A 25,113-nucleotide genomic window follows, 5' to 3' on the forward strand; every position below is an offset into this window, starting at 1 on the left:
TGTGAATTACACTTCCGGAGTCTTGGCGTAAAGCCGCGCGACAGCGTTAAATGTTTGAGTGATATGCTAGCTTTTATAGCATATAATTTGGGTGGTACCGCGAATTTTCGTCCCTTGGCAATTTTGCCAAGGGATTTTTTTTATATCCTAAATTAAAAATTACTTACATTTGAACGTCGTGTAATAAAAAACATTTTTTAATAACAAAATAAAATTTTGCTATGCCAGCAGTTTACTGCTTTCATAAATATAGACGGAGGTCAATAAGATGAATATTATTGATGAATTAACGTGGCGGGATGCCATCAACCAACAAACCAATGAAGAAGGTCTACGTAAACTCGTAGATGAAAAGAGCATTGCGCTTTATTGTGGTGTCGACCCAACAGGTGATTCCATGCACATTGGACATTTAATTCCTTTCATGATGATGAAAAGATTTCAATTGGCGGGCCACCGTCCTTATATTTTAATCGGTGGTGGAACAGGAACAATTGGAGATCCTAGTGGTCGTACAACAGAAAGAACTTTGCAAACAATGGAAACAGTGCAACATAATGTGGATGCATTATCCAATCAAATGCGCAAGTTATTTGGTAAAGATGCTAACATCAGTTTTGTAAATAACTTTGACTGGTTATCAAAAATTTCATTATTGGAATTTCTAAGAGACTACGGTAAAAACTTCAACATTAACACAATGTTGGCAAAAGATATTGTTTCAAGTCGTTTGGAAGTGGGGATTTCCTTTACCGAATTCACATACCAAATTTTACAATCCATCGACTTTTTACACCTATTCAAAACTTTTGGTGTACAACTTCAAATCGGTGGTGCCGATCAATGGGGAAACATTACAGCTGGTCTTGATTTGATCAGAAAATTAGAAGGACCAGAAGCAGAAGCCTTTGGTTTAACAATTCCTTTAATGCTAAAAGCAGATGGAACGAAATTTGGTAAAACTGCCGGAGGCGCTGTTTGGTTAGATCCTAAGAAAACCTCCCCATTTGAATTCTACCAATTTTGGTTGAACCAAGATGATCGGGATGTCATTAAATACTTGAAATTCTTTACTTTCTTAGATAAAGAAGAAATCGATACATTAGCGCAAAAAGTTGCGACTGAACCGGAAAAACGGGAAGCACAACGCCGCTTAGCTGAAGAAGTGACCCGCTTTGTTCACAGCCAAGAAGATTTAGACGAAGCGCAAAAAATTACCGAAGCGTTATTCTCTGGTAATATCAAAGATTTAAATGCTACTGAAATTGAACAAGGTTTTGGCAAAATGCCAACAGTTGAAATTTCCAACGACCCTGAAAATATCGTGGAATTATTAGTAGCAACAAAAATTGAACCATCAAAACGTCAAGCACGAGAAGATGTTTCAAACGGAGCTATAAGTATTAACGGTGATCGTATCACTGATTTAAATTTTGTCGTAACACCATCTGATCATTTCGAAGGAAGATTCGTTGTTATCAGAAAAGGTAAGAAAAAATACTTTTTGGCCAAAGTATTAAATTAGAATTCAATAATTTTTTACCTTGAAAAACAATGATTTTCATTTTCCATTTCAAATGATGAACTGGTCTTAAAAAAGTAAAGATCACTGTTAATACGTTACGAAAAAGAGCATTCTGTCTTGACAGAGTGCTCTTTTTTTATCGTATGTAAAATAAAATCACTTCACAAAGATAATGACTATCAGATTGAGGTTAACCTAAAAATAATTCACGAATAAGAAAATCGACTAAAATTCCACCACTTAAAATAACGATTGTTTTTACATCTGTTTAGAATTTTCAGACAAAAAGTATCACGCAGACTGGTTTATTAAATTTTCACAATTGACTTGAACTTTGAAACAATTTAACAATTAAGAATTTGATTAAAAAACAGTCCAGATATGATTTTACTTTTAAAAAGAACAGGTGTAACCTACAGACGACAAAATTTTTATCAATACTTTTTTAGGAGGAGTTCATCATGAGTGAACAAGGAAACGATTTGAATCTAAATGCCCTATTTATTGGGGACAAAGCTGAAAATGGCCAAATTTACAAAGCTTTGTTAAACGAATTAGTAGACGAGCATTTAGGCTGGCGCCAAAATTACATGCCACAAGACATGCCAATTATTACGCCTGAAGAAAAAAGCAGTGAAAGTTTTAAAAACACTGTCAACAAAATGGAAGATGTTTTATCTGAAATTTCATCACGGATGCGCAGTCATTCTGTCCCATGGCATACTGCCGGACGTTACTGGGGACATATGAATTCAGAAACGTTAATGCCATCATTGTTAGCCTATAACTTTGCTATGCTTTGGAACGGCAATAACGTAGCCTATGAATCATCTCCTGCTACAAGTCAAATGGAAGAAGAAGTAGGGCGTGAATTTGCGCAATTAATGAGCTATAGCGATGGTTGGGGACATATTGTTGCTGACGGTTCTTTAGCAAACTTAGAAGGCTTATGGTATGCCCGCAACATTAAATCATTACCGCTTGCCATGAAAGAAGTTACACCAGAATTAGTTAGTGGTAAGTCAGAATGGGAACTTTTGAATTTGTCTACGAAAGAAATTATGGACTTACTTGCAACAGTGCCCGAAAAAATTGATGATATTAAAGCTGCTTCTGCCCGTAGTGGTAAGAACCTAGAAAAATTAGGAAAATGGTTAGTTCCACAAACAAAACACTATTCATGGTTGAAAGCTGCTGACATTATTGGGATTGGCTTGGATCAAGTTATTCCAGTACCAGTGGATCACAATTACCGGATGGATGTTAATGAACTTGAAAAAATCGTGCGCAATTTAGCCGCTGATAAAACACCAATCTTAGGTGTTGTGGGTGTTGTTGGTTCAACAGAAGAAGGCGCAATCGACCCAATCGATAAAATTGCTGCCCTACGCGACGTTTTAGCAAAAGACGGTATTTATTTCTACTTGCACGTAGACGCTGCTTATGGTGGTTATGGTCGTGCCATTTTCCTAGACGAAGATAATAACTTTATCCCATTTGAAGAATTAAAAGATGTTCATTTTGAAAATGGAGTCTTCACTGAAAATAAAAATTATATTTTAGAAGAAGTGTACAATGCTTATCGTGCCATAAAAGAAGCTGAATCTGTTACAATTGACCCGCATAAAATGGGTTATGTTCCTTATTCTGCTGGTGGGATTGTTATCCAAGATATTCGGATGCGGGATGTAATTTCTTATTTTGCAACTTACGTTTTTGAAAAAGGTGCTGATATTCCTGCCTTACTAGGCGCTTATATCTTAGAAGGTTCCAAAGCCGGTGCAACAGCTGCCAGTGTTTGGGCTGCACATCATGTTTTACCATTGAATGTTGCCGGGTATGGTAAATTAATGGGGGCATCTATTGAAGGTTCACACCGTTTCTTTAACTTCTTAAACAACTTGTCCTTTAAAGTTGGCGATAAAGAAATTGAAGTACACCCATTAACTTATCCTGATTTCAACATGGTAGACTATGTCTTCAAAGAAAAAGGTAATGATGATTTAGAAGCAATGAATAAATTAAATCACGATGTTTATGACTACTCTTCATATGTCAAAGGAAGCATTTATGGTAATGAATTCTTAACTTCACATACTGACTTTGCTGTACCTGATTATGGTGACAGCCCATTACAATTTGTTAACCAACTTGGTTTTTCAGATGCAGAATGGCGTCGGGTGGAAAAAATTACCGTATTGCGTGCCAGCGTAATGACACCATATATGAATAAAGAAGAAAACTTTGAACAATATGCTGAAAAAATCAAAGTTGCGCTTCAAGAAAAATTGGAAAAAATCTATGCAGAAAAATTAGTACATTCAGCACACTAATCAGTCAGTAGACGGCAGGGTCAGTTGCCGTCAGGTAACTGATCGACTGCGGTCCAATTTTAAGGAGCGTGTCAAAAGTGAGTAAGTCAGATATTAATAAAATTAGTTTGGGGACTTTTATTGGTCTAACAATGGCTTTGTGTGCCACCGTTCGGAGTATCCCAACTTTAGCAGCAGTTGGATGGACATTAATTTTCTATTCAATTTTTGCAGTTGTCTTTTTTGCCGGCCCAATCTCAATGATTTCCGGTGAACTTTCTACCATGTTGCCAGAAGAAGGCGGCCCACAATTATGGGTAAAAACTGCCTTAGGTAGCAAATGGGGTTTTGTAGTTGCGTGGTTACTATGGGTGCAAATGTTCCCAGGAATGGTAATGGTAGCCTCAACTTTAGGCCCACTTTTAGGAAATACATTTGGTAATGTCGCATTAGGCAATAATCACTGGTTTGTTTTAGCTTGTATTTTAATTATTTACTGGATTATTACCATTTTGAATTTAAAATTTGATATGGCCAAAGTCGGTGGTAACATCGGCGTTTGGTTAGGCGTATACATTCCCGTTGTTGTAATGTTTGTACTTGGCTTATTTGCCTTTTTCAAGGTTGGCTTAGTATCAAATGGATACTTGGGTGCTTTTTCTTGGTCAAAGGTTTTACCAGACTTGCAACATATTGAAACATTAAAATATTTAGCAGGTATTAGCTTTATTTTCGTTGGGATTGAAATGAGTTCAGTTTATATGCCTCGTTTGAAAGATTCTACGAAAAATTATACCAAGGGAGTTTTCATCGCTTTAATTGGTTTAGTTTTACTAAACGTTATTAATGCAATGCTTGTTGCCAATGTAGTCCCAGCGGGCAAAATGGAATTGGCCAATATTACCCAACCAATCATCATTTATTGCGAAATTTTGGGTCTGCCCAAAATTATTGGTAATATTTTCAGTTTCATGGTGTTCATTGGTGTCTTGTTACAACTTTCTGCTTGGGTAACTGGTCCTTCAAAAACTATTATTCAAGTTGCAAGAGAAGGTTTCTTACCACCTAAGTTTGGCTTCCAAAAAGAAAATAAATATGGCGTTTCTAAAAATGTTGTCTTGACGCAATCGATCGTTATTTCACTATTTGCGTTATTGTATGGGGTTATGGATGATGTCAGCACTGTTTTCTTAACTTTAACGAACGCTACGACAATCGTTTATTGTATCGTATATGTTCTAATTGCAATTTCCGTTTTAGAATTACGGAAACATCATCCTGAAATGGCTCGTCCTTACCGAATTGGTAAAAAAGGGAATGCTTTTGTATGGGTTGTTAGCATCATGTTGCTATTTTCAATCGTTGTCGTTACGTATGCGACATTACGGACATCTACTTTAGCGAATGCGTTGTTAGTTGCAGCTATTGCAGTTGTGATGTTTGTTATTCCTTTAGTCATTAATCACTTTAAGAAAAATGACTGGAAAGTTGCTGTTACTGACTCTTCTGCAGACCACTTGCACCATAGTCATTAACAATTTACTAAGCGTTCTGTCGTAAGTCCTTGCGGCAGGGCGTTTTTACTTTGAAAAAATAAAGAAGGTATTTACATGAAAAAAATTTCAACCAAAGAAAGTGCTGCGGTTTTGGCAGCCATGTTAGCAATTTTGGGAATATTAATTATCGGTTTTCAGCTAAGTCCTCATGTTCCGATTTTATTTGTTTTCATGCTGCTATTATTATATGGGCGCATGAAAAAATTTTCGTGGGATGATATTCATGGAGGGATTATCAGTGGCATTACCCCAGGTATTATTCCCATCATTATTTTCGTATTAATTGGCGTGTTAGTGGCCGCTTGGATTTTAGCGGGAACAATTCCGACAATCATGGTTTATGGGTTTAAAATTATCTCGGTACGTTTTTTCTTACCAACAGTTTTTGTCGTTTGTTCGATTGTCGGGTTAACCGTAGGAAGTTCATTTACAACAATTTCCACGATCGGAATTGCTTTTTTAGGGATTGGCCATATTTTAGGCTTTCACGATGCGTATACAGCAGGAGCAGTTGTTTCGGGGGCTTTTTTAGGCAATAATATTTCACCGCTATCAGATACGACCAATCTGGCAGCTGGAATTGGCGAAATTGATTTGTTTCAACATATTGCTAATATGCGTTTCACCGATTTACCTGCTTTTGTAATTAGTTTTATTTTATACGTCTTTTTAGGTCATACAAGTAAAACAGCTAATTTGACGAGTGTGAATGAAATGATTGCCAATATGGAAAATAATTTTTGGATTTCACCTTGGACATTAATTCCTTTGATTATATTATTTATTATGGCAGTCAAGAAGATTCCAGCAATTGCGACACTATTAACAGGCGCCAGCGTTGCGATTGGACTTAGTTTTATTCATGATCATACTTTAACGGTGCAAAAAGTTGCCACTATTTTAATGAATGGCTTTACGGCCAAAACAGCTAGTGAGAAGTTGAATACACTTTTATCCCGTGGTGGTATTATGAGTATGTTGGGTTCAGCCAGTCTCATTATTTTAGCGTTGGCTTTAGGCGGCTTATTATTGAAATATCAAATTGTGGAAAATATTGTTGAAGCACTAAAAAGTAAAATGGATCGTCCGTCTCGTTTGATCGGTTTGACCGCTCTTAGCAGTATCGGGGTAAATATTATTGTGGGGGAACAGTACTTATCGATTATTTTACCGGGAGAAACATTCAAAAAATCTTTTGAAACAGCGAAATTAGACAATCGCTATTTAACTAGAACTTTAGCCGATGCAGGTGCTAGTGTGAATGCGTTGATTCCTTGGGGGGTTAGCGGTACATTTATCGCGGGTACTTTAAAAGTGAGTGCTATGGCGTATGTCCCTTTTGCCTTTTTTCCTTTGTTGGCACCGGTCATTACCATTGTGGTAGGCTTTATTTTAAATCATCGCCAAACACATGCAGCTCATCCTGTTCATTAAAAATAAGCTAAAAAAACCATCAAGGTCTGCCTTGATGGTTTTTTGGCTAAATTTAAGCTTTGCGAATCATTTTCTTGCGGATTTCCTCAATTATAATCAGAGGTAGAGGAATACAAATTAGAAATAGCCAATCTTGTAGTTGAATGCCGGTGGTGCCAAATAATTTTTGTAAAAACGGGACATACATCAAACATGCAATTAAAATCACTTCAAAACAAATACCCCCTAAGATTCGTTTGTTTGAGAAAAAACCAATTTTAAAAAGTGATTGTTCTGCGGTGCGACAGTTAAAAACAGCGCCAATTTGGCAAAAGACAATTGCAGCTAAGGTCATAGTTGTGGCCATGGCATAAACGGTGCCGTCAGTAGCTAAGGCAGTCGTGGGCCAGCCGTTTAAATGGTTGACAAAGAAATAGGCGCCAATTGAAATAATGGAGGCTAAAAGACCATACCAAGCAAAGGCCTTTAAAATAATTTGCTTGGTTAATAAATGTTCTGTCCGCTTTCGGGGCGGTTTTTTCATAGTACCGGGTTCAGTTTGTTCAGTTGCTAACCCTAAAGCAGGTAACATATCAGTACCCAAATCGATTGTTAAAATCTGCATAACAGTTAAAGGTAAGGGAATCATACCTTTTGATAATAAAAACAATAAAGAAGGGACTGCTTCTGGCATATTGCTGTTTAGAATATACAATAAAAATTTGCGAATATTGTTGTAAACCGTCCGCCCTTCTTCAATTGCATTTACAATAGATGTGAAATTATCATCGGTTAAAATCATATCGGCTGCTTCTTTGGCGACATCGGTTCCGGTGATTCCCATCGCAACACCGATATCCGCTTTTTTCAAGGCCGGTGCATCGTTGACCCCATCACCTGTGGAAGCAACGATTTCACCTAAACTTTGCAATAGAGAGACTACGCGGTATTTTTGTTCAGGAGCAACGCGAGCAAAAATAATTTCATGTGTTAAATTTTCTTTTAATTTTGAATCAGACATATTAGCTAAGTCATCGCCGGTAATTACCCGGACGTCAGCGCCTTTGACGATGCCGATTTTGCGGGCAATACTTTTGGCAGTTAGACCGTAATCACCAGTTACCATGATGATTCGAATGGAGGCATCATGACATCTTTGAATTGCCTCCATGACATTTTCCCGCGGTGGATCCTGACTGGCGGTGATACCGACAAAAGTCAAATTTTGTTCGCAATTTTCAATGGTTAAATTTGTTGTTGTCTGTAAAATGCGATCAGCAAATGCTAAAGTACGTAAGCCTTCTTTTGCCAAATCATCATTTTTAGCTAAAATTTCTTTTTTTACAGCTTCAGTTAAGGGGATGACTTGCCCATTTTTTAAATAACTTTGACAACAGCTTAAAACTTCGGTAATGCCACCTTTGGTAAAGACGTAGTTTTGCCCATTATTTTGATGGATAGTTGACATGCGTTTGCGTTTTGAGTCAAAGGGCAGTTCGTTGTAACGGGGATAATTTTTCCTTTCATCCCTTAGATCGTAGTCAGCCTTAGCGGCCAAAATCAAAAGACTGCCCTCGTCGGGACTACCCACTAATTGGTAGTGATTTTCTTTTTCTTCAATGGCTGAGTCATTACATAGACTGGCAATCCGAATCAGTTGTAATAAGTCATGCTCTTGTGCTAAATCTATTTTTTTACCAGCTTTTGTCACGATGCCGTTAGGTTCATAACCAGTACCAGAAACTGTGTAATCAGCTGTTGGAAGCCAAACTTTTTCGATGGTCATTTCATTTTTGGTTAAAGTACCTGTTTTATCAGAACAGATGACCGTAGTTTCGCCTAAAGTTTCTACACTATTCAAATGTTTTACTAACGCATTTTTTTTGGCCATTTTTTGGACAGCCATTGCAAGAGATAAGGTAACAGTTGGTAATAAGCCTTCAGGAATAAAGGCAACAATCATTCCCAACGCAAAAATGAAAGCTTTAGGCCAGGGATATCCGACAAAAAAGACAGCGGCGACAAAAAATAATGCCCCAATAACAATAGCAATTAAAGAAAGCTGCTGTGTTAATATATCCAATTCTTTTTGCAGCGGACTTTTAACAGCTGCAACAGAAGTAGTCAAACTGGCAATTTGGCCAAATTCAGTGTGCATTCCAGTAGCTAAAACGACAAAGGAGCCACTGCCATTGACCACCGATGTACCTTCATAAACCAAATTTGCTTCGGCGTACTTACCAGCGTTTTTTAAGGCTGCGTCGGTTTGTGGATCAGTTTCTTTATTGACAGTAATAGATTCACCAGTTAATGAAGATTGGTTTACTTCCAGACTATCGGCAGAAAGTAAGCGACCGTCGGCGGGAATATTATCACCACTATTTAATAAAACAATATCTCCGGGTACCAAGTCGGCGGCTAAAATTTTATTTGTTTGTCCTGCTCGCATGACTTTAACGTAACTAGGCAGCATTTTTTGTAAAGCACTGGTAGCTTGTTGGGCGCGATATTGTTGCCAAAAACTAAAAACGCCATTAATCAAATTGACAAGCCAAATCGCAATTCCTAATTCTGGCGTACCAGTCATTAAGGCGATGAGGCCAGCTACCCACAATAAAATTGCCATCATACTTGTAAAGTTAGTTAAAAACACTTTTAATAGTGATTGCTTTTTTGTGGCAGCAATCACATTCTTTCCGTATTTCGCCAACCTGCTTTTTACTTCCGCCTCGGTTAGTCCGGCTTTTGTGCTGTTCATATTTGTGAGCGTGTCAGCACTACTCAATTTGGCATATGCTTGAAGTGATTTTGCTTGTGCCATCTTCATTCACCACCTTTATCTATATTTTCCAAGACTCTTAGAAAAAATGCAAAAAATAACCCTTTTTTTAGAGAATACTTTCTTATTAGTAGAAAAACCGCTAAAATGAAATTATCACAAAAAAAGAAAGTAGGAATAACAGTGAGACCAAATCTTGGTTATTATGTCCAAAATATTAATGATATCGTACAAGATACAGAAAAAATCGGGGAAGAAATGAACCCGCATTATGAAATTATTCGCACTGCTATTGATACGAATGAACTAGCAAATTTGACGCCAGAAAAGATTGTGGAAGTCGTAGATGTATTTGCTGCCGGCACAAAAAAATACAAAGCAATGTTAGCGCAAATTGAAAAACTGCGTCCACCTGCAAAAGTAATGGGAATTCATAAAAAATTCCAACGTTCTTATGAAAAATATGTTGCTGGCTGTGATGAAATGATTGCCAGTTTACAAACAGAAAATGGGATTGATACGAAGGCTTTTGATGCTTCTGAAACAAAACAAGACGAAGCAACCGACGAAATCTCATTTTCTATTCAACGAATGACAAACTTATTATTAGGCAAAAAATAAAAAGTTTATTGTCGTTTCATTCTCAAATTAAAAAAAGAACCTTGAAAATTTTTGCTAATTTTTTCAAGGTTCTTTTTGTAAGCTATCAAGGCAGTATAAAATTGCCACAAAAAATATTGCTTTGACTGCTTTTTTCACTATCTAGCCTTTTTTATGCCTAGCTTTATGGACTAATTCTCGGCGACAATAGAACACAATTGCAAGAAATTAAAAAAGCAATTTATTGCAATTGTGCCTTAATGCTTAAAAGCTAAGCGAGTCCGAAAAGCTTTTCTGACTGTCTAGCTTCACGAATCAACCCTTCGACCAAAAAAACTAAATTTGCGAAAATGAAGCATCCATTTTAGCAAATTTATTTTTTTAGCTCAGGGTTGACCGATTCCTTCAGCTTTTCTTATGAGGTGAAAATGAAGGGAAAAATGAATTTTATTCACCTGAAGTGAGCAAATAAATCCTGGGAAAACGGGATAATTAGCAAAACGAGAGTTATCTAATTTAACTGTAACGTTATTTTTATGACAAAAAAGCACTTGTCGTTTATATTAAATACATAACCAACAACAACCTTTTTATTTTTCATTTTACTCCATTTGAGAGTAATTACTCCTTTTTCCATTGGGCCTAACCAACCCAATGGTTTTTTTTATGCCTAAAAATAAGAAAAACGAGCGTCATATTTCTTTTTTTAGATGAAAAGTTACGAAATGAATTTTCTTATTTTTAACTTATAAAAGAAATTAAAAATCAAAAAAATGATAAAAAATAAAGTATATGTTTTTTTATTGTAAGGCGGCGCAATTTTTTTGAATAGGTTTGTTCCAATTTTTAATTTCACTTCAGAAAAATTGCCAAGAATTGAAAATCATGCTAATCTTAAATTACTAAAAACGAAATGAGGGATCCTGCATTGATTATTTAACCAATTTATTGAAGCTGCATTTAGACGAAAAACTTGGAACGACCAAGGTATTCGTGTGCAGATTTTCAGGATTGGTTCAATGACTTTGTAGGGTCTTTTTATCTGCCTTATTTGTCAATAACCCAAAGTGGGGACCGTTCCTGAAAATAGGACGGTCCTTTTTTATATTGTTGTAAAAGATAAAAATGGGACCAGTATTTATGTGTAGCAATGTCTGACTTGGAAATATACTTTGGCTAGTTAGCACGAATTAAATAAGTACATTTCCACAGTTTTTATATGAGGTGATAAGATGACCGTAATAAAAATACACGATTTGACGTTTGGTTTTGACAACCAGGGCGTTTTACTTTTTGATCATAGTAATTTGGTAATTGATGAAAGTTGGAAACTAGGGCTGATTGGTCGGAATGGGCGGGGAAAAACGACGCTTTTAAATCTACTACAGGGTAAATTTCCCTATGAAGGCCAGATTACGCATCAAATGTCGTTTACCTATTTTCCTCAGCAATTGCAAGACAAAGGGCAGCTAACCTTTTATGCGTTACAAGAAGTAGTAAATTTTGAACAATGGCAACTAGAACGTGAACTAAATTTACTCGGCGTAGATCCTGAAATTTTGTGGCGCCCCTTTGTCAGTCTTTCCGGTGGGGAACAGACGAAGGTTTTACTAGCGTTATTGTTTGTGGATGAATTAAACTTCCCGTTAATTGATGAGCCGACCAATCACTTAGATGTCATGGGGCGAAGGCAAGTTGCAAAGTATTTAAAACGAAAAAAACAAGGCTTTATCGTGGTAAGCCATGATCGTCATTTTGTGGATGAAGTGGTAGATCATATTTTATCGATTGAAAAAAGTCAATTGGTTTTATATCAAGGTAATTTTTCTGTTTATGAAGAACAAAAGCAATTGCGGGATAAATATGAGTTGGAACAAAATGATAAATTGAAAAAAGAAATTGGGCGCCTGCAACAAACCGCAGCTGAAAAAGCGGAGTGGGCCCGCTCTCGCGAAGGGGATAAGACGAAAAAATCAAAAGGATTTATTGATACAGAAAAGCGCCGCGTGAATAAAGGGGCAGTGGGAGCGGATGCGGCCCGCACTATGAAACGTTCCAAAGCAATTGTGAATCGACTAGAAGATCAAGCTGCGCAAAAAGCAGAGCTATTAAAAGACATTGAAACAGTCGATAGGCTGCAAATGAATTTTGCTCCTACGCATCATAAGTTATTGTTACAAGCAGAAGAGTTAACGTTAGTCTATGGCGATAACGCCCCACTATTTCAACCCGTTTCATTTGAATTACGTCAAGGGGAACGCCTGGCAATAAAAGGGATCAACGGTGCTGGTAAATCGTCTTTAATCCATTATTTAATGGAACATTTTACCGGTAATAGCCAAGGGATTTTGAAGCGCCCGCAAAATCTTACTATTAGCTATCTGCGTCAAAATTACGAAGATAATACCGGGACTTTAACAGAATTTGCGGAAAGTCACCACTTGAATTACGAAGACTTGTTAAATAATTTACGTAAACTGGGTGTTGAGCGAGAAGTTTTCTATAATAAAATTGAAGATATGAGCATGGGGCAGCGTAAGCGAGTAGAATTGGCGAAGTCTTTGGCAAGTCCGGCAGAATTGTTTATTTGGGATGAACCGCTAAATTATTTGGATGTCTTTAATCAAGAACAACTTGAAGCCGTTATAAAAGCCGTCCAGCCTACTATGGTGATCATTGAGCACGATGAAACATTTTTAAACAACGTCGCGACAAAATTTTTGGAATTAAAAAAGTAACTAGGAAAATTCGCTAAAAATAAAAACAGCCGGTGTTTTGAAGTTCCCAGCAAAAGTTAGAGAAAAATTCTGACTTTTGAGGTACTAAACCTACCCAAAAAAGGTAGTCCGGCTGTTTTTTAGTTTGATTTAACTGAATTAAACTAAAGAAGGCGTTAAAATCGCACTACTTATCAAAAATAGGATAGATGGATTTAATTTTCCACATTACGAACATAGTCGTCAAAGTATTTAATCAAATCATTTTTCATTTTTTGATACTCTTCTTCGCTATATTCTTTTTCTTCAATTTTGCCATTAAAAAAGGGCAGGTTTAATTCTTCTTTTAAGCGATCCAAAGCTTCTTGTTGATTCATTGTATAATCTCCTATAACAAATTAAATGATTGTGTTAACAATTCATATTGTTCTTGCATTGTAGTTAGACGTTTCTTAAAACTTGGAATATCATCGTCGTCGTGGAATAAAACTTGCTTTAGCTCAAAATAAAAATCGTCAAAAGCGTTAACGAAAGCTTCAACTTCTTTAGTTTGTAATTGGACATTTTGATCACAACGGACATACGCCTTTTCAGCAATAGCATAGGCTTCAGCCGTAGTTAAAATCGCTAAATTTACGTTATAACGACGACTGATTACTAAATCAAAAACGGATTGACATTTGTTTAATAAGTTTGAAAAGTCTTTTAATAATAATTCAACAGGGGTTTTAGTAAACATGGGGGATTCCTCCAATTTTCTCGACTGTTAGTCTTCAAATAAAACACAGACACATTCAGGGGCATAAACGTCTTTTTGAATTAATGTTAAGTGACCATCTTCTTGATTGCGCGTATAAAGCGTCAAATTGTCACTGTTTTGGTTGGCACAAACGACATATTTATCGCTTGGGTCAAGCGCAAAGTCCCGTGGAAATTCACCTTCAGTACTAATCGTTTGAACTTTTTCAATGGTCAAACCATCTTCTGAAATTGCAAAAACAGCAATTGAATTATGCCCACGATTGGATGCGTATAAGAAGCGACCATCTTGACTAATGCGAATTGCAGCACCACCGTTAGCACCAGTGAAATCTTTTGGTATTAAGGAGTCTTGCATAATTTCTGTAAAGCTACCATCTTGTGGATTATAGCTTAAAACAGTCATGGTACTATTTAACTCACCTAATAAATACGCGATATTTTTTGTTGGATGAAAAACTAAATGACGTGGTCCTGCGCCATCTTCGGTTTGGTAAATCGCCACTTCATCTAACTCACCTGTTTCACTGACATTATAAGTGTAAACGCGATCGGTACCAAGGTCGCAAACAACAAGGCGTTTGTCAGGGGTTAAATCTGTATAATGAACATGAGGATTATCTTGGTTTTCATTACTACCCGTTGGTTCATCGTGCTTAATAATGACACCTGGTTTTAAGCTGCCATCTTGTTCTACGCCATAGACGCTGATTTCACCCAAATGGTAATTTGCACCATAAACTAACTGACGCTCTTCATCCACTGCCACATAGCATAATGGTGCGCCTTCTTTTGTCACGGCATTTAAAAAGTTGAAATCTTTATCGTATGCACCACAGCCACCTTTGCCATCAACGGCTGTTACAGTGTATAAATTTTTTGCCTTACTTTGAGCCAAATAAGTTGGACTATTTTCTTTGGTCGCCAATTCCAAGTCTACCAATTGCTCATTTGCAGTATCTAAAGTAATGCGATAAATTCCTTGGCTGACACGTCTGGTATAAGTACCTAGTAATAAGTGATGTAACATGTTTTTCCTCCTAAATAATTATTTGCAAACTTTTTCTAAGAAAAAATTTTTCATTCAATAAGTCGTACTCTTTTCTATTCTACCACAAAGAATCCGCTTTAGAAGTCAGAGAAAAGTTTAGTTATGTTATAATGAAGGCTGTTAAAACAGCTGGATTATTTGCATGGCGTCTCTTTCATACGACTTAAAGCCAGGCTATAACTTCGATAAAACAGTTGGAAAATTTGAAAGAAGAACCAATTTAAAATTAGGAGGCAACTACAAATGATAGAAGGAAAAATTACGGCAATTGGCGAACAGGCAATTGATCCAAAAGAGAAACTTTTAATCTTTTTTGATGAAAGCGCCACAGCTGGGCTAAAACCTTATGCCATTATTCAAGATGTGCCAGCAGCTTCTGAAATTACGCTAAAAGTTGGAGATGAAATCAGTTTTGGCAGCGCCAAATATACAGTCACCCATCTAGGGAATACGGCATTAAAAGGCCTGCATGAAATTCAACATGCATCTTTTGTATTTGATCAAATACCAGCAGCTGACAGCATCGTAAATGGGATATACTTAACACCTTTTGAAGTTCCCCATTTAGAAGTAGGCATGATGATTACGTATCCTTAAATGTTAGAGGTGAATTTTTTTTAACAAAAAATGGATAATAAACTAAAATCACATAAAATCAAAATTTGGTGTAATGTGATTAGGAGCGTATCGCCATTAAAAAAAAAACTAATGACAACTAATTAAGGAGGTTACTGATGGAAAAAGAGAAGAAACGGCTGTCGTGGTTTTGGAAATGGTTTTTGAATAATCAGTTTGTGACAGCGTTGTTAATTATTTTATTAATTTTATTGATTTTAAATGCCTTTACGAAGGTTTCGTATTTATTTGAGCCAGTGGCCCAATTTGTCGGTGTCGTGGGCTTACCCATTGTTTTAGCTGGGGTCTTTTATTATTTGATGAACCCCGCGGTGGATTACTTGGAAAAAAAGGGGCTAAAACGAATTTATAGTATCATCTTATTGTTTTTATTAGTAATTGGCTTAATTACTTGGGGTGTGGTGGTTATCGTGCCCAAAATTCGCGAACAAACTGCCAGCTTTATTGATAATTTTCCCAATTATTTGGATGTTATCGACCAAAAGGCCAATGAAATTTTAAACGACCCAATGTTTGGCACCTTTAAAGATCAGTTTGATAGTTATGGTGACAAAATCACAACCTGGCTGACAGATTTCATTCGTAATATTTCTAGCTCAACTATTTCTAGCATTGGCAAAATAGTCGGGGCAGTGGCATCAACTTTGGTAGCGATTTTTACGATGCCATTTATTTTATTTTATCTTTTAAAAGATGGCCGTAATTTAGCACCTTATTTTGTTAAATTCTTGCCAAATAAAGTTCGCAAACCGACGTTAAAAGTATTAAGAGAAATGAATGATCAAGTTTCATCTTATATCAGAGGCCAATTAACAGTGGCCTTTGCGGTTTCGATTATGTTTATTATTGGCTTTTCTATTATTGGTTTGGATTATTCGGTCACATTAGGTGTCGCAGCTGGATTTTTAAATCTGATTCCTTATTTAGGTTCGTTTTTAGCAATGGTCCCAGCGGTGTTTTTAGGAATTGTTGCGGGTCCGATTATGCTGGTAAAAGTTTTGGTAGTTTTTGTTATCGAACAAACTATTGAAGGGCGTTTGATCTCGCCATTAGTATTAGGCAATGAGCTTTCGGTCCATCCGGTTACTATTTTGCTGGTATTATTAACTTCTGGTAAATTATTTGGGGTCGTGGGGGTTATTCTGGGGATTCCTGTTTACGCGGCGGCCAAAGTTTTAATTACACACCTTTTTGAGTGGTATAAAGATGTCTCCCAATATTATCACGAAGAAGACGTAGAAGAAGAGCAATAAAAAAAGGCGCTATGACAAATAACTTGTCACAGCGCTTTTTTTTAAGCTGCTAATTCTTTTAGATCACGCATACCGCCAATAACATGAATGGCGTGAAAGCCATGATTTTCTAAGAAACTCGCGATGATTTCTGAGCGACGTCCGGAATAGCTAATCACATAGTAAGTCGCATTTTTATCTAAATTATTTAGTTCATTAGGAAGACTAGTCGCTGGTACTGAAACAGCGTTTTGCAAATGGCTCATTTCAAAGTCTTGTAAATCGCGAATATCTAAGATGTTCAGCGCTTCGTTTTGTCGTAGCAAGTTAAAATCTTGTACGGAAATTGAAGTCATCTTTCATCCTTCTTTCTTTTTGTAAGATGTTTGTATCTTAGGATATTTCGCCATAAAATTCAACATTTTTCGCTCAAACTGATAAAATAATGAAAAGAAAATGAATGTAAACGATTTTCATACTGTTTTATTAAGGTTATATATGAATAAAAGAATCGCTAAAACAGAAAAACAGGAAATAAAATTCCTGTTTTAGCAATAACAGTTGTTTTGTTTTGGCGTTTTTTGCTTAAATTTTGTCGAAATTTTGATAGAGATAACTTAAATCCGCCATTTCGTGACAAATTTTAACGCCAGTATTGGTCGTTTTTACTTTCGTACGGTGGATAACTTCATCCACTAGGCGTTTAACCGAAATAATATCGGTCCCGTTTTTCACAGCATCTGCAACCGAGGTGAAGGGTTGATGTGCGGCTAGTTGCATACCATAACTATTGGATAATAACGTATAACCAGCAATACCGGTCGTTTTTTGATAACTTTTGGCGTAACCGCCATCGATAACAATCAATTTACTATTGGCCTTGATTGGATCTTCTCCTTTTTTTTCTTTAACAGGTGTATGCCCGTTAATAATATGGCCATGATGAGGCAAGTCGAATTCGGCTAACAGTTCTTGGCAAATTGTTTCATCATTACGTAAGCGATAGTAAGCATTTTTCTTTTCAATATGCGTTTTTTTGTCAGCAATGTAGTAGCGTTCAAAAGTTGTCATGGCTTCTTTACCAAAAAGAGAAGAACTTTCCCCGGTCCATAAATACCACAGCATATCTGTGGCAAAATCATCATGGCAACTAGGGTCTAAATAGCTTTTACGGACTTGTTCTTCGTAAAAATCGAGTAATGCTTTGCCGGCGTAATTGTGGCCATTAATTCGTAGCGATTTTAAATCGCCATTTTCATGTAACGGAATACACCCGTGGAATAGTAAATTATCGTTATAACACAAATACATAGATCCTGAAGCCAGCATAAAATCCATATGGCGTTTTAGTTTTTCAGATTCTTGAATGGAAGAAAGGAGACGAGCAATTAAGGTTTCTTCTTCTTTTGTTAAGGTTAGTGGTTGTTTTTCATCCACAGTAGGGCCATTGAAATCAACCAGTGGATACACGACGTCATCAAGCGTGATGGTTTGACTGGAATAATCGATAAACGTTAGCACATTGCGTTTGTCTAATAAGAATTCCGGACGGCGCAAGATTAATTGGCCCTCCAATTTAAATTGCAAAATAGCAGTTGCTTGCTGAATTTGATTGAATAAAATTTGTTCAGCTTCAGAAAATGTGTGCATGTCTTCGGCTTTTAAATTAAAAGCCGGGGTTGGTTCGTAGTATTTTTGAGCATAGGTCGCTAAAGGGCGTAAATTGATACCGTAACGCTCTTCTAAAATATCTAAGTTTCCGTAGCGAGATGAAATCCGTAATAAATTCATCGCGGCTACTGGAGAACCCGCAACAGCTGCTAACCAGACGATATCGTGATTACCCCATTGAATATCGACAGAAGGTAAATTGCTTAAGCGTTCCATTATTTGATCAGGTTTAGGTCCCCGATCATAAATATCACCTACTACATGAAGATGATCAACTACTAGGCGTTGTATCGTCTTACATAAGGCAGTAATCAAGGCTGGTGCTTGGTTTAATTCAATAATACGATTCACAATCGTAGTAAAATAATCGATTTTGTCTTTTTTTGTATCTACTTCAGTTAGTAATTCTTCAATAATATACGCAAATTGCGGTGGGAGTGCTTTTCGAACCTTTGAGCGGGTATATTTGCGTCCAGCATAATTGGTAACTTGCAGAAGATAAGGAATATTTTCTTTATAATAGGCGATTAATGCTTGTGGCTTTAAAGAAGCTTTTTGTAACGCCAATTTTTCTTCTGGGTAATAAATAAGGGTGCATAAATCGGTAATCGGGACTTTGGGCATAGCTTGGAAACACTCTTTAACTTTTTCTTTGACACTACCTGAACCATTACGCAAAACATGATCAAAAGCATCAAATTCTCCGTGAAGATCGCTAACAAAGTGTTCTGTTCCCTTGGGCAATTGCACAATAGCCTCTAAATTTATCAGTTCGGTTAAGACTTGTTCTTTTTTTGGAAATTTTTCTTTAAGTAATTGGTAATACTTCTTTTCCAAATTATCACCTCCGCTATTGTAATAATATAGCAAATGATTCCTTTTATGTATAGGTGATAAATTGCTTTTAAATAAGTAATTAATACATAAAATAATTTATTGGTATAGTTGTATATACAAAAACTTAAAGTTATCAAAGAAAATATAAAAAGCAAAATGCGTGATGTAGATATAAAAAAGTGGTGCTTACTGAAAAGTTAAGATAAGGAATCATTTTTAAATAAAGAACTTTTAAAGAACAAAGTAGACCCCCAATTACAGTTGTTTTTCCAGTATAATAAAATAAAATTGTAAAATAAAGGAGACGATTGATGAATTTATTAACGAAAAATACGTGGCAACAACATTTAGGCTATGCTTTAAAAATTGGGATTGGCAGTGCTCTGGCCATTTTACTGGCAGAATTATTAGGATTGAACTTCGCCGCTTCAGCGGGGATTATCACGCTATTGACGATTTCAACTACTAAAGTGCAAACGTGGCGTCTGTGTTTACAACGAATAGGCACTTTTTTGGTAACGGTTTTGTTAGCTTTTTTTATCCAACCCATTCACCAGTTAGAATGGATAAGTTATGGTGTCATTCTCGTACTTTTGACATTTGGTTTAAGTGCGCGTAATCTATTGCCCACATTATCGGTCAATGCTGTTGTGCTTACCCATTTGCTAGCTGGAAAAGCTCTTACGCTAGCAGCGATAATCAATGAATTTTGGCTTTTGGTGATTGGTCTTTTTATCGCGATTGTCGTAAATCACTTTCAGCATTATGAAAGCCAAAAAAAATATTTGAATTACTGCCGGACAATCAGCGAAAAGAAGTTTAAAATCGTTTTTGAAAAATTAGCTGCCTATTTGGCCGACAGCGAGGTTAACAATCACGTGTGGGATGATATTATCGGCTTGGAAAAAGAGTTGCACAACTATACTCAAGTAGCTTTTGCCTACCAGCAAAATCGCTTACCGCTAACCGATGATTTTTATTTAGATTATTTTGAAATGCGGACACAGCAGTGCAATGTCTTGCATAATTTGCATTATGAAATAAAAAAATTACGCCGTATTAAGAGCGATTCTGCCGTTATTGTTGCTTTTTTAAATGAAATTGCGGCCCATTTTGGGGAGATGAGTCAACCAATTCATCAACTGCACATGATGGACCAATTGGTGCAAAAGATTGAAGATGCCAGTTTGCCGCAAACCAAAGAAGAATTTTTACGCAAAGCGCGCCTGTACCATATTTTGATGGACTTAGAAGAGTTTCTAATTTTTAAAAAGCGTTTTTTGCAAAAGCATCATCCAGAAAAAGTTGCTGCTTATGAAGCACAACTGGCAACAGACGAATAAGTGACATAGACTTGGCAGACGGCAAAATATTTTTGGCGCTTGCCAAGTCTATTTTATTTTTAGAAAAACAGTATTTTAATCACATTATTCCAATATAAAAATGACGTAATCAGTTTTTTTATTGACAGAAATATCAGAAAATTATAATTTTTAGGTTGACGAGGAGCGCATAATCCTTTATCATTGCTAGCAATAACACAAATGCGACGATAAGATAAGTACAGATGATGCGTTTTAAAGAGAGCTTCGGTGGGTGAAAAGAAGTAAACAAGGGCATCTGGAAAATGGTCTTTGAGCAGGAAACTGTGAGTTTTGAACAAGCAGTTGACGGGAGTGCCCGTTATAGCACAGTAGTATGAACACGTACTATGATGAGGTCGGACGAATTGTTCGATGAATAAAGGTGGTAACACGAAAAGCTTACGCTCTCGTCCTTATTTTGTTTAGGCAAAATAAGGACGAGAGCTTTTTTATTTATAAGCTTTCAAAGTAAAAGCAGGAAATTAAAAAAGGAGGAAAAAAGATGAAATTGAAAAAAATAGTAACAGGGATTGTGGCACTCGGGGCAGTAATAACGCTGGCAGCTTGCGGTGGTGAAAATAAAAAAGCGGCACAAAAATCTTCTGATAGTGCTACAAAAGAGGTTGTCGTTGGCGTAGCACCAGGACCTTATGGGGATATGGTGACAGATGTCATTTCACCGTTAGTTGAAAAAGATGGTTTTAAATTGACTACCAAATTATTTAATGATTATGTTCAGCCCAATAAAGCATTAGATGCGAAACAAATTGATGCAAATTTGTTCCAACACACCGCCTATTTAGAAAAATTTTCTGCTGATAATAATTTGGATCTAACTGCGATTGGGACTGTTCCCACGTTAGGGATGGGGATTTATTCTAAAAAATTAAAAAACTTAGCTGCAATCAAAGAAGGTGCCACTGTAGCGATTGCGAGTGATGCTTCTAACTTGGCCCGGACCTTACAATTACTTTCAGTTAATAATTTAATCACAATTAAAGGTGATGTGGATGAAACAAAAGCAACAGTAGACGATATTGATAAGAATCCTAAAAATTTGGAATTTAAGACACTTGACGCAGCACAATTGGCGCGGTCAATTGATACTGTTGATTTAGCATTAGTACCTGGCAACTTCGCCTGGGCAGCAAAACTAGATCCGGCCGATGCCTTGGCTTTGGAAAAATTAAAAGAAGAATATAAAAATGTATTTGTGGTACGCACCGCAGATAAAGATACTAAGTTAGCCAAGGCCATTCAAGCAGCCCTTGTTAGTCAAGACTTTAAAGATGCCATTGCAAAATCAGATTTTAAAGACTTTGATAAACCGGCTGATTGGCAATAAATCGGTTTTTAGAAAGGACAGTTTTGGGATGGATAAAATCGTTTTAGAACATGTGACAGTCAATTTTACCCAGAAAAAAAAGACTTTTGCTGCTGTCAAAGATGTTAGTTTAACAATCAAGCAAGGTGAGATTTTTGGGGTCGTAGGACTTAGTGGTGCAGGGAAAAGTACGTTAATCCGCACGCTAAACCTCTTACAAAGACCTAGTTTAGGCAGTATTAAAATTGATGGGACAGAAATTACGCAATTGCCGACAGATCAAATACGCAAGCTCCGTCAAAAAATCGGGATGATCTTTCAACATTTCAATTTGATTAATAATAAAACCGTGGCAGAAAATATTGCTTTTGCACTAAAAGCAGGTAATTGTGATAAGGATCTTTTGCCGATACGGGTAAAAGAATTGCTGGCTTTAGTTGATTTAAGCGATAAAATGGATAGCTACCCCAATCAATTGTCTGGTGGTCAAAAGCAACGAATTGGTATCGCCCGAGCACTAGCGAATAATCCAGAAATTTTATTGTGTGATGAGGCAACGAGTGCGTTAGATGTAGAGACAACAGAGGAAATTTTGCGAATTTTAGCTGAAATCAATCAGAAATTAGGAATTACCATTGTTTTTATTACCCACGAATTGGAAGTGGCAAAAAAACTCTTTCATCGCATGGCAGTGATGGAAGCAGGAAAAGTGGTGGAGATGGCTTCCACCTACGATATCTTTGCAAATCCCAAGGCGCTTATTACGCAAAAATTAGTGGGGCGTTATTTGAACTTACATTTACCTCAAGAGCTGCTACCGGATTTAGCCCAAGGACGCTTAATTGAATTAAGGTATCAAGGGGATAATACGCTGGCTCCTTTAATTACAGATGTTGCCAAACAATTTGATGTAGCTATTTCAATTATCCATGGGAAAATTGAATACATTCAAAATGATGTAATTGGTATTTTGCTGGTCTATTTAACCGGAGAAAAAGAAAATGTGGAAAAGGCAGTCTTGCAATTAGCAGAAAAAGTATTTGCCACAAAAGAAATTAAGGAGGAAAGCAAATGGCAGAAACCGTAGAAATTTTACAACAGCATTTGCCTAAAGCTTTGGCAGACACCTTTTATATGGTGGCTGTCGCGACAATTATCGGCGTTATAGTTGGCGGATTAATTGGTTTACTGTTGTTTTTAGCTAGCAATGTTTTATTTCATCAAAATATCCTCCTCCACAAGACAGTAGGTTTTATCGTTAATGCAATTCGATCATTACCGTTTCTCATTTTACTGGTAACCCTGATTCCTTTTTTGGCTGCCATTTTAGGAGACCCTTATACGCCGACAGGAGCCGCAATTTCGCTATCTATTGCAGCAATTCCTTTTTTTGCTCGAGTGGCAGAAGGGGCTTTTGCAGAAGTTGATCCGGGAATTTTAGAAGCCAGTGTTGCCCAGGGTGCAACAACCAAACAAATTATTTTAGGTGTGATTATTCCTGAGAGCTTACCGGGCTTAATTCGCGGCCTTGTATTAACAGTTATTAGCTTGTTGGGATATTCTGCGATGGTGGGAACAATTGGTGCTGGTGGAATTGGCGATTTGGCAATTCAATATGGGTATTATCGTTATGAAACATTGGTTTTAGTGGTGATTATTTTACTATTAGTGGTAGTGGTGCAACTTATTCAGTGGGGTGGCGACCGATTGGCGCAACATTTTACCCGTTAAGATTTAAGGAGTGATAAAGTTAGGGAGTGAGGCAAGTGTACAAAAAAGTACCAGCAGCATATTTACAAAATAAGGTGACTGGTGAAATAGGAAATGCAGCTGGAATCTTTTATCCAACCAATACAGCAGAAGTTGTAGCTTGTATAAAAGAGGCAGCAAGTAAACGGCAAAAAATTATTACAGTCGGTGGCTATACCGGACTCACGGGGGCAACTTTTGCCAAGCAAGAGGAATTTTTGCTGTGTTTAAAAGAGATGCAGCAAATTATAAAACTAGATGAACAAACATTAACTTTAACTGTCGAGGCGGGAGTAACGCTACAGGCAATTCAAGATTATTTAGCACCTACACCGTATTTTTACGCGCCAGATCCTGGTTCTAAAGCGGCTACAATTGGTGGCACGGCAGCCACAAATGCTGGTGGAATGCGCGCACTTAAGTATGGGGTAACAAGAGATAATATTCGGGGGATGGAAGTGGTATTAGCCGATGGCAGTATTGTCTTTGTTGGTGGTTTAAATAATAAAGATAGTTCAGGTTATGATTTAAAAGACTTATTTATCGGTTCAGAAGGAACACTAGGTGTCATCACCCAATTACAGCTGAAGTTGCGCGTAAAGCCTGCAACTTCTCGTAGTTTATTAATTGGATTTAATAATTTAACAGACTTGGCGCCAGTTGTTTATCAAATTTTAGCTTCAACAATTACTCCGGCTGCGTTGGAATTTTTTGAAAAAAGTGGCTTAAAATACGCTGCTGATTTTTTGAAAATTCCGATGCCAACTATGACCGGCAAAGCTTTTTTATTATTAACAGTAGATGGTAGCAACGCAGAATGTCTAAATCAAATTGAAAGCTTAAAAAAATTGCTAGAAGAAGCTGATATTACGACTTTTAAAATTTTTACAACCCAAGAAGCTAATCTGATTTGGCAACTGCGGGGCGCAATTGTTTCTGGGGTAGAAGCAAGTAGCCAACAAGAACCATTAGACATTGTAGTACCGATTAATCAGATTACCGATACGATTGTCTATATGAAAAAATTGACAGAGACATTGGGGCTAGACGGTGTGTTTTTTGGCCATGCTGGTGATGGGAATATACACGCATGTATTATGCGACAAAATTTGGCAGATACACTTTGGCAAGAGCAGTTAGCAACTTTTTTGAATCAGCTTTATGAAAAGATTGCTGCTATAGGTGGCTTACCTTCTGCTGAGCACGGGATTGGTTTGTTAAAGAAAAAATACTTTATGAAAAATCTCCCGTCTGAAAAATTAGGCTTAATGCGACAGCTTAAAACAGCTCTAGATCCCAATGCTATACTAAACCCCAATAAGATATTTGACTAAAATAAAAAGCATAGTTTAATTCATAAGTCTAAATTTATTAAAAGTTATTTTCTAAACTTTTGGTAAATTTAGACTTTTTAGCTTTGTCGCAAGTATATCCATCTCCGGCTTCACAATCTAGCTCGTAATACCAAATTTAGGCTGTTTTTGTTTGTTTTATACAAAATGCGAATATTTTTTGTGTTTTTTAAGCAAAAATAAAAATAATCCTTGTGATTAATTGCATATTTATGTATATTAATACATAAAACTTA

General features: G+C 36.7%; 19 protein-coding genes and 2 other annotated features (1 of these 21 running past the window's edge). Of the genes, 13 read left to right on the forward strand and 6 right to left on the reverse strand.

Annotation, left to right across the window (positions count from 1 at the left end; genetic code table 11):
• Positions 1-118, forward strand: a binding site (T-box leader); it begins 84 nt to the left of the window's first position.
• 150 nt (positions 119-268) lie between these two features.
• The 4 genes from tyrS to nhaC all read left to right on the forward strand — a co-directional run bounded on the left by tyrS (position 269) and on the right by nhaC (position 6,827).
• On the forward strand, positions 269-1,525 hold the full coding sequence (gene tyrS, locus AC6R0T_RS02365; RefSeq protein WP_206902275.1) for a tyrosine--tRNA ligase: 1,257 nt from the start codon (positions 269-271) through the stop codon (positions 1,523-1,525).
• A 461-nt stretch (positions 1,526-1,986) separates the two neighbouring features.
• Positions 1,987-3,858: a tyrosine decarboxylase gene (gene tdc, locus AC6R0T_RS02370; RefSeq protein WP_206902276.1), complete on the forward strand. Its 1,872-nt coding sequence runs from the start codon at positions 1,987-1,989 to the stop codon at positions 3,856-3,858.
• A 77-nt stretch (positions 3,859-3,935) separates the two neighbouring features.
• Positions 3,936-5,372, forward strand: a complete 1,437-nt coding sequence (gene tyrP / locus AC6R0T_RS02375) for a tyrosine-tyramine antiporter (protein ID WP_206902277.1) — start codon at positions 3,936-3,938, stop codon at positions 5,370-5,372.
• Positions 5,373-5,447: 75 nt separating this feature from the next.
• Positions 5,448-6,827, forward strand: coding sequence for a Na+/H+ antiporter NhaC (gene nhaC, locus AC6R0T_RS02380; RefSeq protein WP_303753800.1), 1,380 nt, complete (start codon positions 5,448-5,450; stop codon positions 6,825-6,827).
• 52 nt (positions 6,828-6,879) lie between these two features.
• Here nhaC and AC6R0T_RS02385 read toward each other — a convergent pair whose 3' ends face one another.
• A complete protein-coding gene (locus AC6R0T_RS02385; RefSeq protein WP_500559744.1) occupies positions 6,880-9,627 on the reverse strand; it encodes a cation-translocating P-type ATPase in 2,748 nt (915 codons plus the stop codon).
• Positions 9,628-9,768: 141 nt separating this feature from the next.
• Between AC6R0T_RS02385 and AC6R0T_RS02390 the strand changes: the two genes are divergently transcribed.
• Both AC6R0T_RS02390 and abc-f read left to right on the forward strand, forming a co-directional pair.
• Positions 9,769-10,206, forward strand: a complete 438-nt coding sequence (locus AC6R0T_RS02390) for a hypothetical protein (RefSeq protein ID WP_206902408.1) — start codon at positions 9,769-9,771, stop codon at positions 10,204-10,206.
• A 1,211-nt stretch (positions 10,207-11,417) separates the two neighbouring features.
• A complete protein-coding gene (gene abc-f / locus AC6R0T_RS02395; protein ID WP_303753802.1) occupies positions 11,418-12,923 on the forward strand; it encodes a ribosomal protection-like ABC-F family protein in 1,506 nt (501 codons plus the stop codon).
• Between the two features lie 194 nt (positions 12,924-13,117).
• Here the strand turns inward: abc-f and AC6R0T_RS02400 are convergent, their stop codons facing one another.
• The 3 genes from AC6R0T_RS02400 to AC6R0T_RS02410 are packed head-to-tail and all read right to left on the reverse strand — an operon-like array spanning position 13,118 to position 14,691.
• A complete protein-coding gene (locus AC6R0T_RS02400; RefSeq protein WP_206902281.1) occupies positions 13,118-13,279 on the reverse strand; it encodes a hypothetical protein in 162 nt (53 codons plus the stop codon).
• Positions 13,280-13,290: 11 nt separating this feature from the next.
• On the reverse strand, positions 13,291-13,641 hold the full coding sequence (locus AC6R0T_RS02405; RefSeq protein ID WP_206902282.1) for a hypothetical protein: 351 nt from the start codon (positions 13,639-13,641) through the stop codon (positions 13,291-13,293).
• A gap of 27 nt (positions 13,642-13,668) precedes the next feature.
• Positions 13,669-14,691, reverse strand: coding sequence for a lactonase family protein (locus tag AC6R0T_RS02410; protein WP_230710246.1), 1,023 nt, complete (start codon positions 14,689-14,691; stop codon positions 13,669-13,671).
• Positions 14,692-14,955: 264 nt separating this feature from the next.
• On the opposite strand from AC6R0T_RS02410, the gene AC6R0T_RS02415 reads away from it, so the two are divergent.
• Positions 14,956-15,309, forward strand: a complete 354-nt coding sequence (locus AC6R0T_RS02415; RefSeq protein WP_206902284.1) for a PTS glucitol/sorbitol transporter subunit IIA — start codon at positions 14,956-14,958, stop codon at positions 15,307-15,309.
• 134 nt (positions 15,310-15,443) lie between these two features.
• Positions 15,444-16,601, forward strand: coding sequence for an AI-2E family transporter (locus AC6R0T_RS02420; RefSeq protein ID WP_277988631.1), 1,158 nt, complete (start codon positions 15,444-15,446; stop codon positions 16,599-16,601).
• A gap of 41 nt (positions 16,602-16,642) precedes the next feature.
• On the opposite strand, the gene AC6R0T_RS02425 is transcribed toward AC6R0T_RS02420, so the two are convergent.
• Both AC6R0T_RS02425 and AC6R0T_RS02430 read right to left on the reverse strand, forming a co-directional pair.
• Positions 16,643-16,936: a rhodanese-like domain-containing protein gene (locus tag AC6R0T_RS02425; protein ID WP_230710244.1), complete on the reverse strand. Its 294-nt coding sequence runs from the start codon at positions 16,934-16,936 to the stop codon at positions 16,643-16,645.
• 229 nt (positions 16,937-17,165) lie between these two features.
• The gene (locus AC6R0T_RS02430; protein WP_303753803.1) at positions 17,166-19,088 is read right to left on the reverse strand and encodes a fructose-1,6-bisphosphatase; all 1,923 of its coding nucleotides are present in this window, start codon (positions 19,086-19,088) and stop codon (positions 17,166-17,168) included.
• 311 nt (positions 19,089-19,399) lie between these two features.
• Here AC6R0T_RS02430 and AC6R0T_RS02435 point away from each other — a divergent pair, with 311 nt between their 5' ends.
• The 5 genes from AC6R0T_RS02435 to AC6R0T_RS02455 all read left to right on the forward strand — a co-directional run bounded on the left by AC6R0T_RS02435 (position 19,400) and on the right by AC6R0T_RS02455 (position 24,859).
• Entirely contained in the window at positions 19,400-20,431 is a 1,032-nt protein-coding gene (locus tag AC6R0T_RS02435; protein WP_230710242.1) for an aromatic acid exporter family protein, read from the forward strand.
• Positions 20,432-20,628: 197 nt separating this feature from the next.
• Positions 20,629-20,870 (forward strand) — a binding site (T-box leader).
• A gap of 84 nt (positions 20,871-20,954) precedes the next feature.
• Positions 20,955-21,797, forward strand: coding sequence for a MetQ/NlpA family ABC transporter substrate-binding protein (locus tag AC6R0T_RS02440; RefSeq protein ID WP_303753804.1), 843 nt, complete (start codon positions 20,955-20,957; stop codon positions 21,795-21,797).
• A gap of 28 nt (positions 21,798-21,825) precedes the next feature.
• Positions 21,826-22,863, forward strand: a complete 1,038-nt coding sequence (locus AC6R0T_RS02445) for a methionine ABC transporter ATP-binding protein (RefSeq protein ID WP_303753805.1) — start codon at positions 21,826-21,828, stop codon at positions 22,861-22,863.
• Complete coding sequence (locus AC6R0T_RS02450; protein WP_230710232.1) at positions 22,848-23,507, forward strand: methionine ABC transporter permease; 660 nt, start codon at positions 22,848-22,850, stop codon at positions 23,505-23,507. Before AC6R0T_RS02445 ends, AC6R0T_RS02450 begins: the two co-directional genes overlap by 16 nt.
• 35 nt (positions 23,508-23,542) lie before the next feature.
• Positions 23,543-24,859, forward strand: a complete 1,317-nt coding sequence (locus AC6R0T_RS02455; protein WP_303753806.1) for an FAD-binding oxidoreductase — start codon at positions 23,543-23,545, stop codon at positions 24,857-24,859.
• The last annotated feature ends 254 nt before the right edge of the window (positions 24,860-25,113 follow it).

The organism is Enterococcus sp. S86.2, assembly GCF_059834485.2.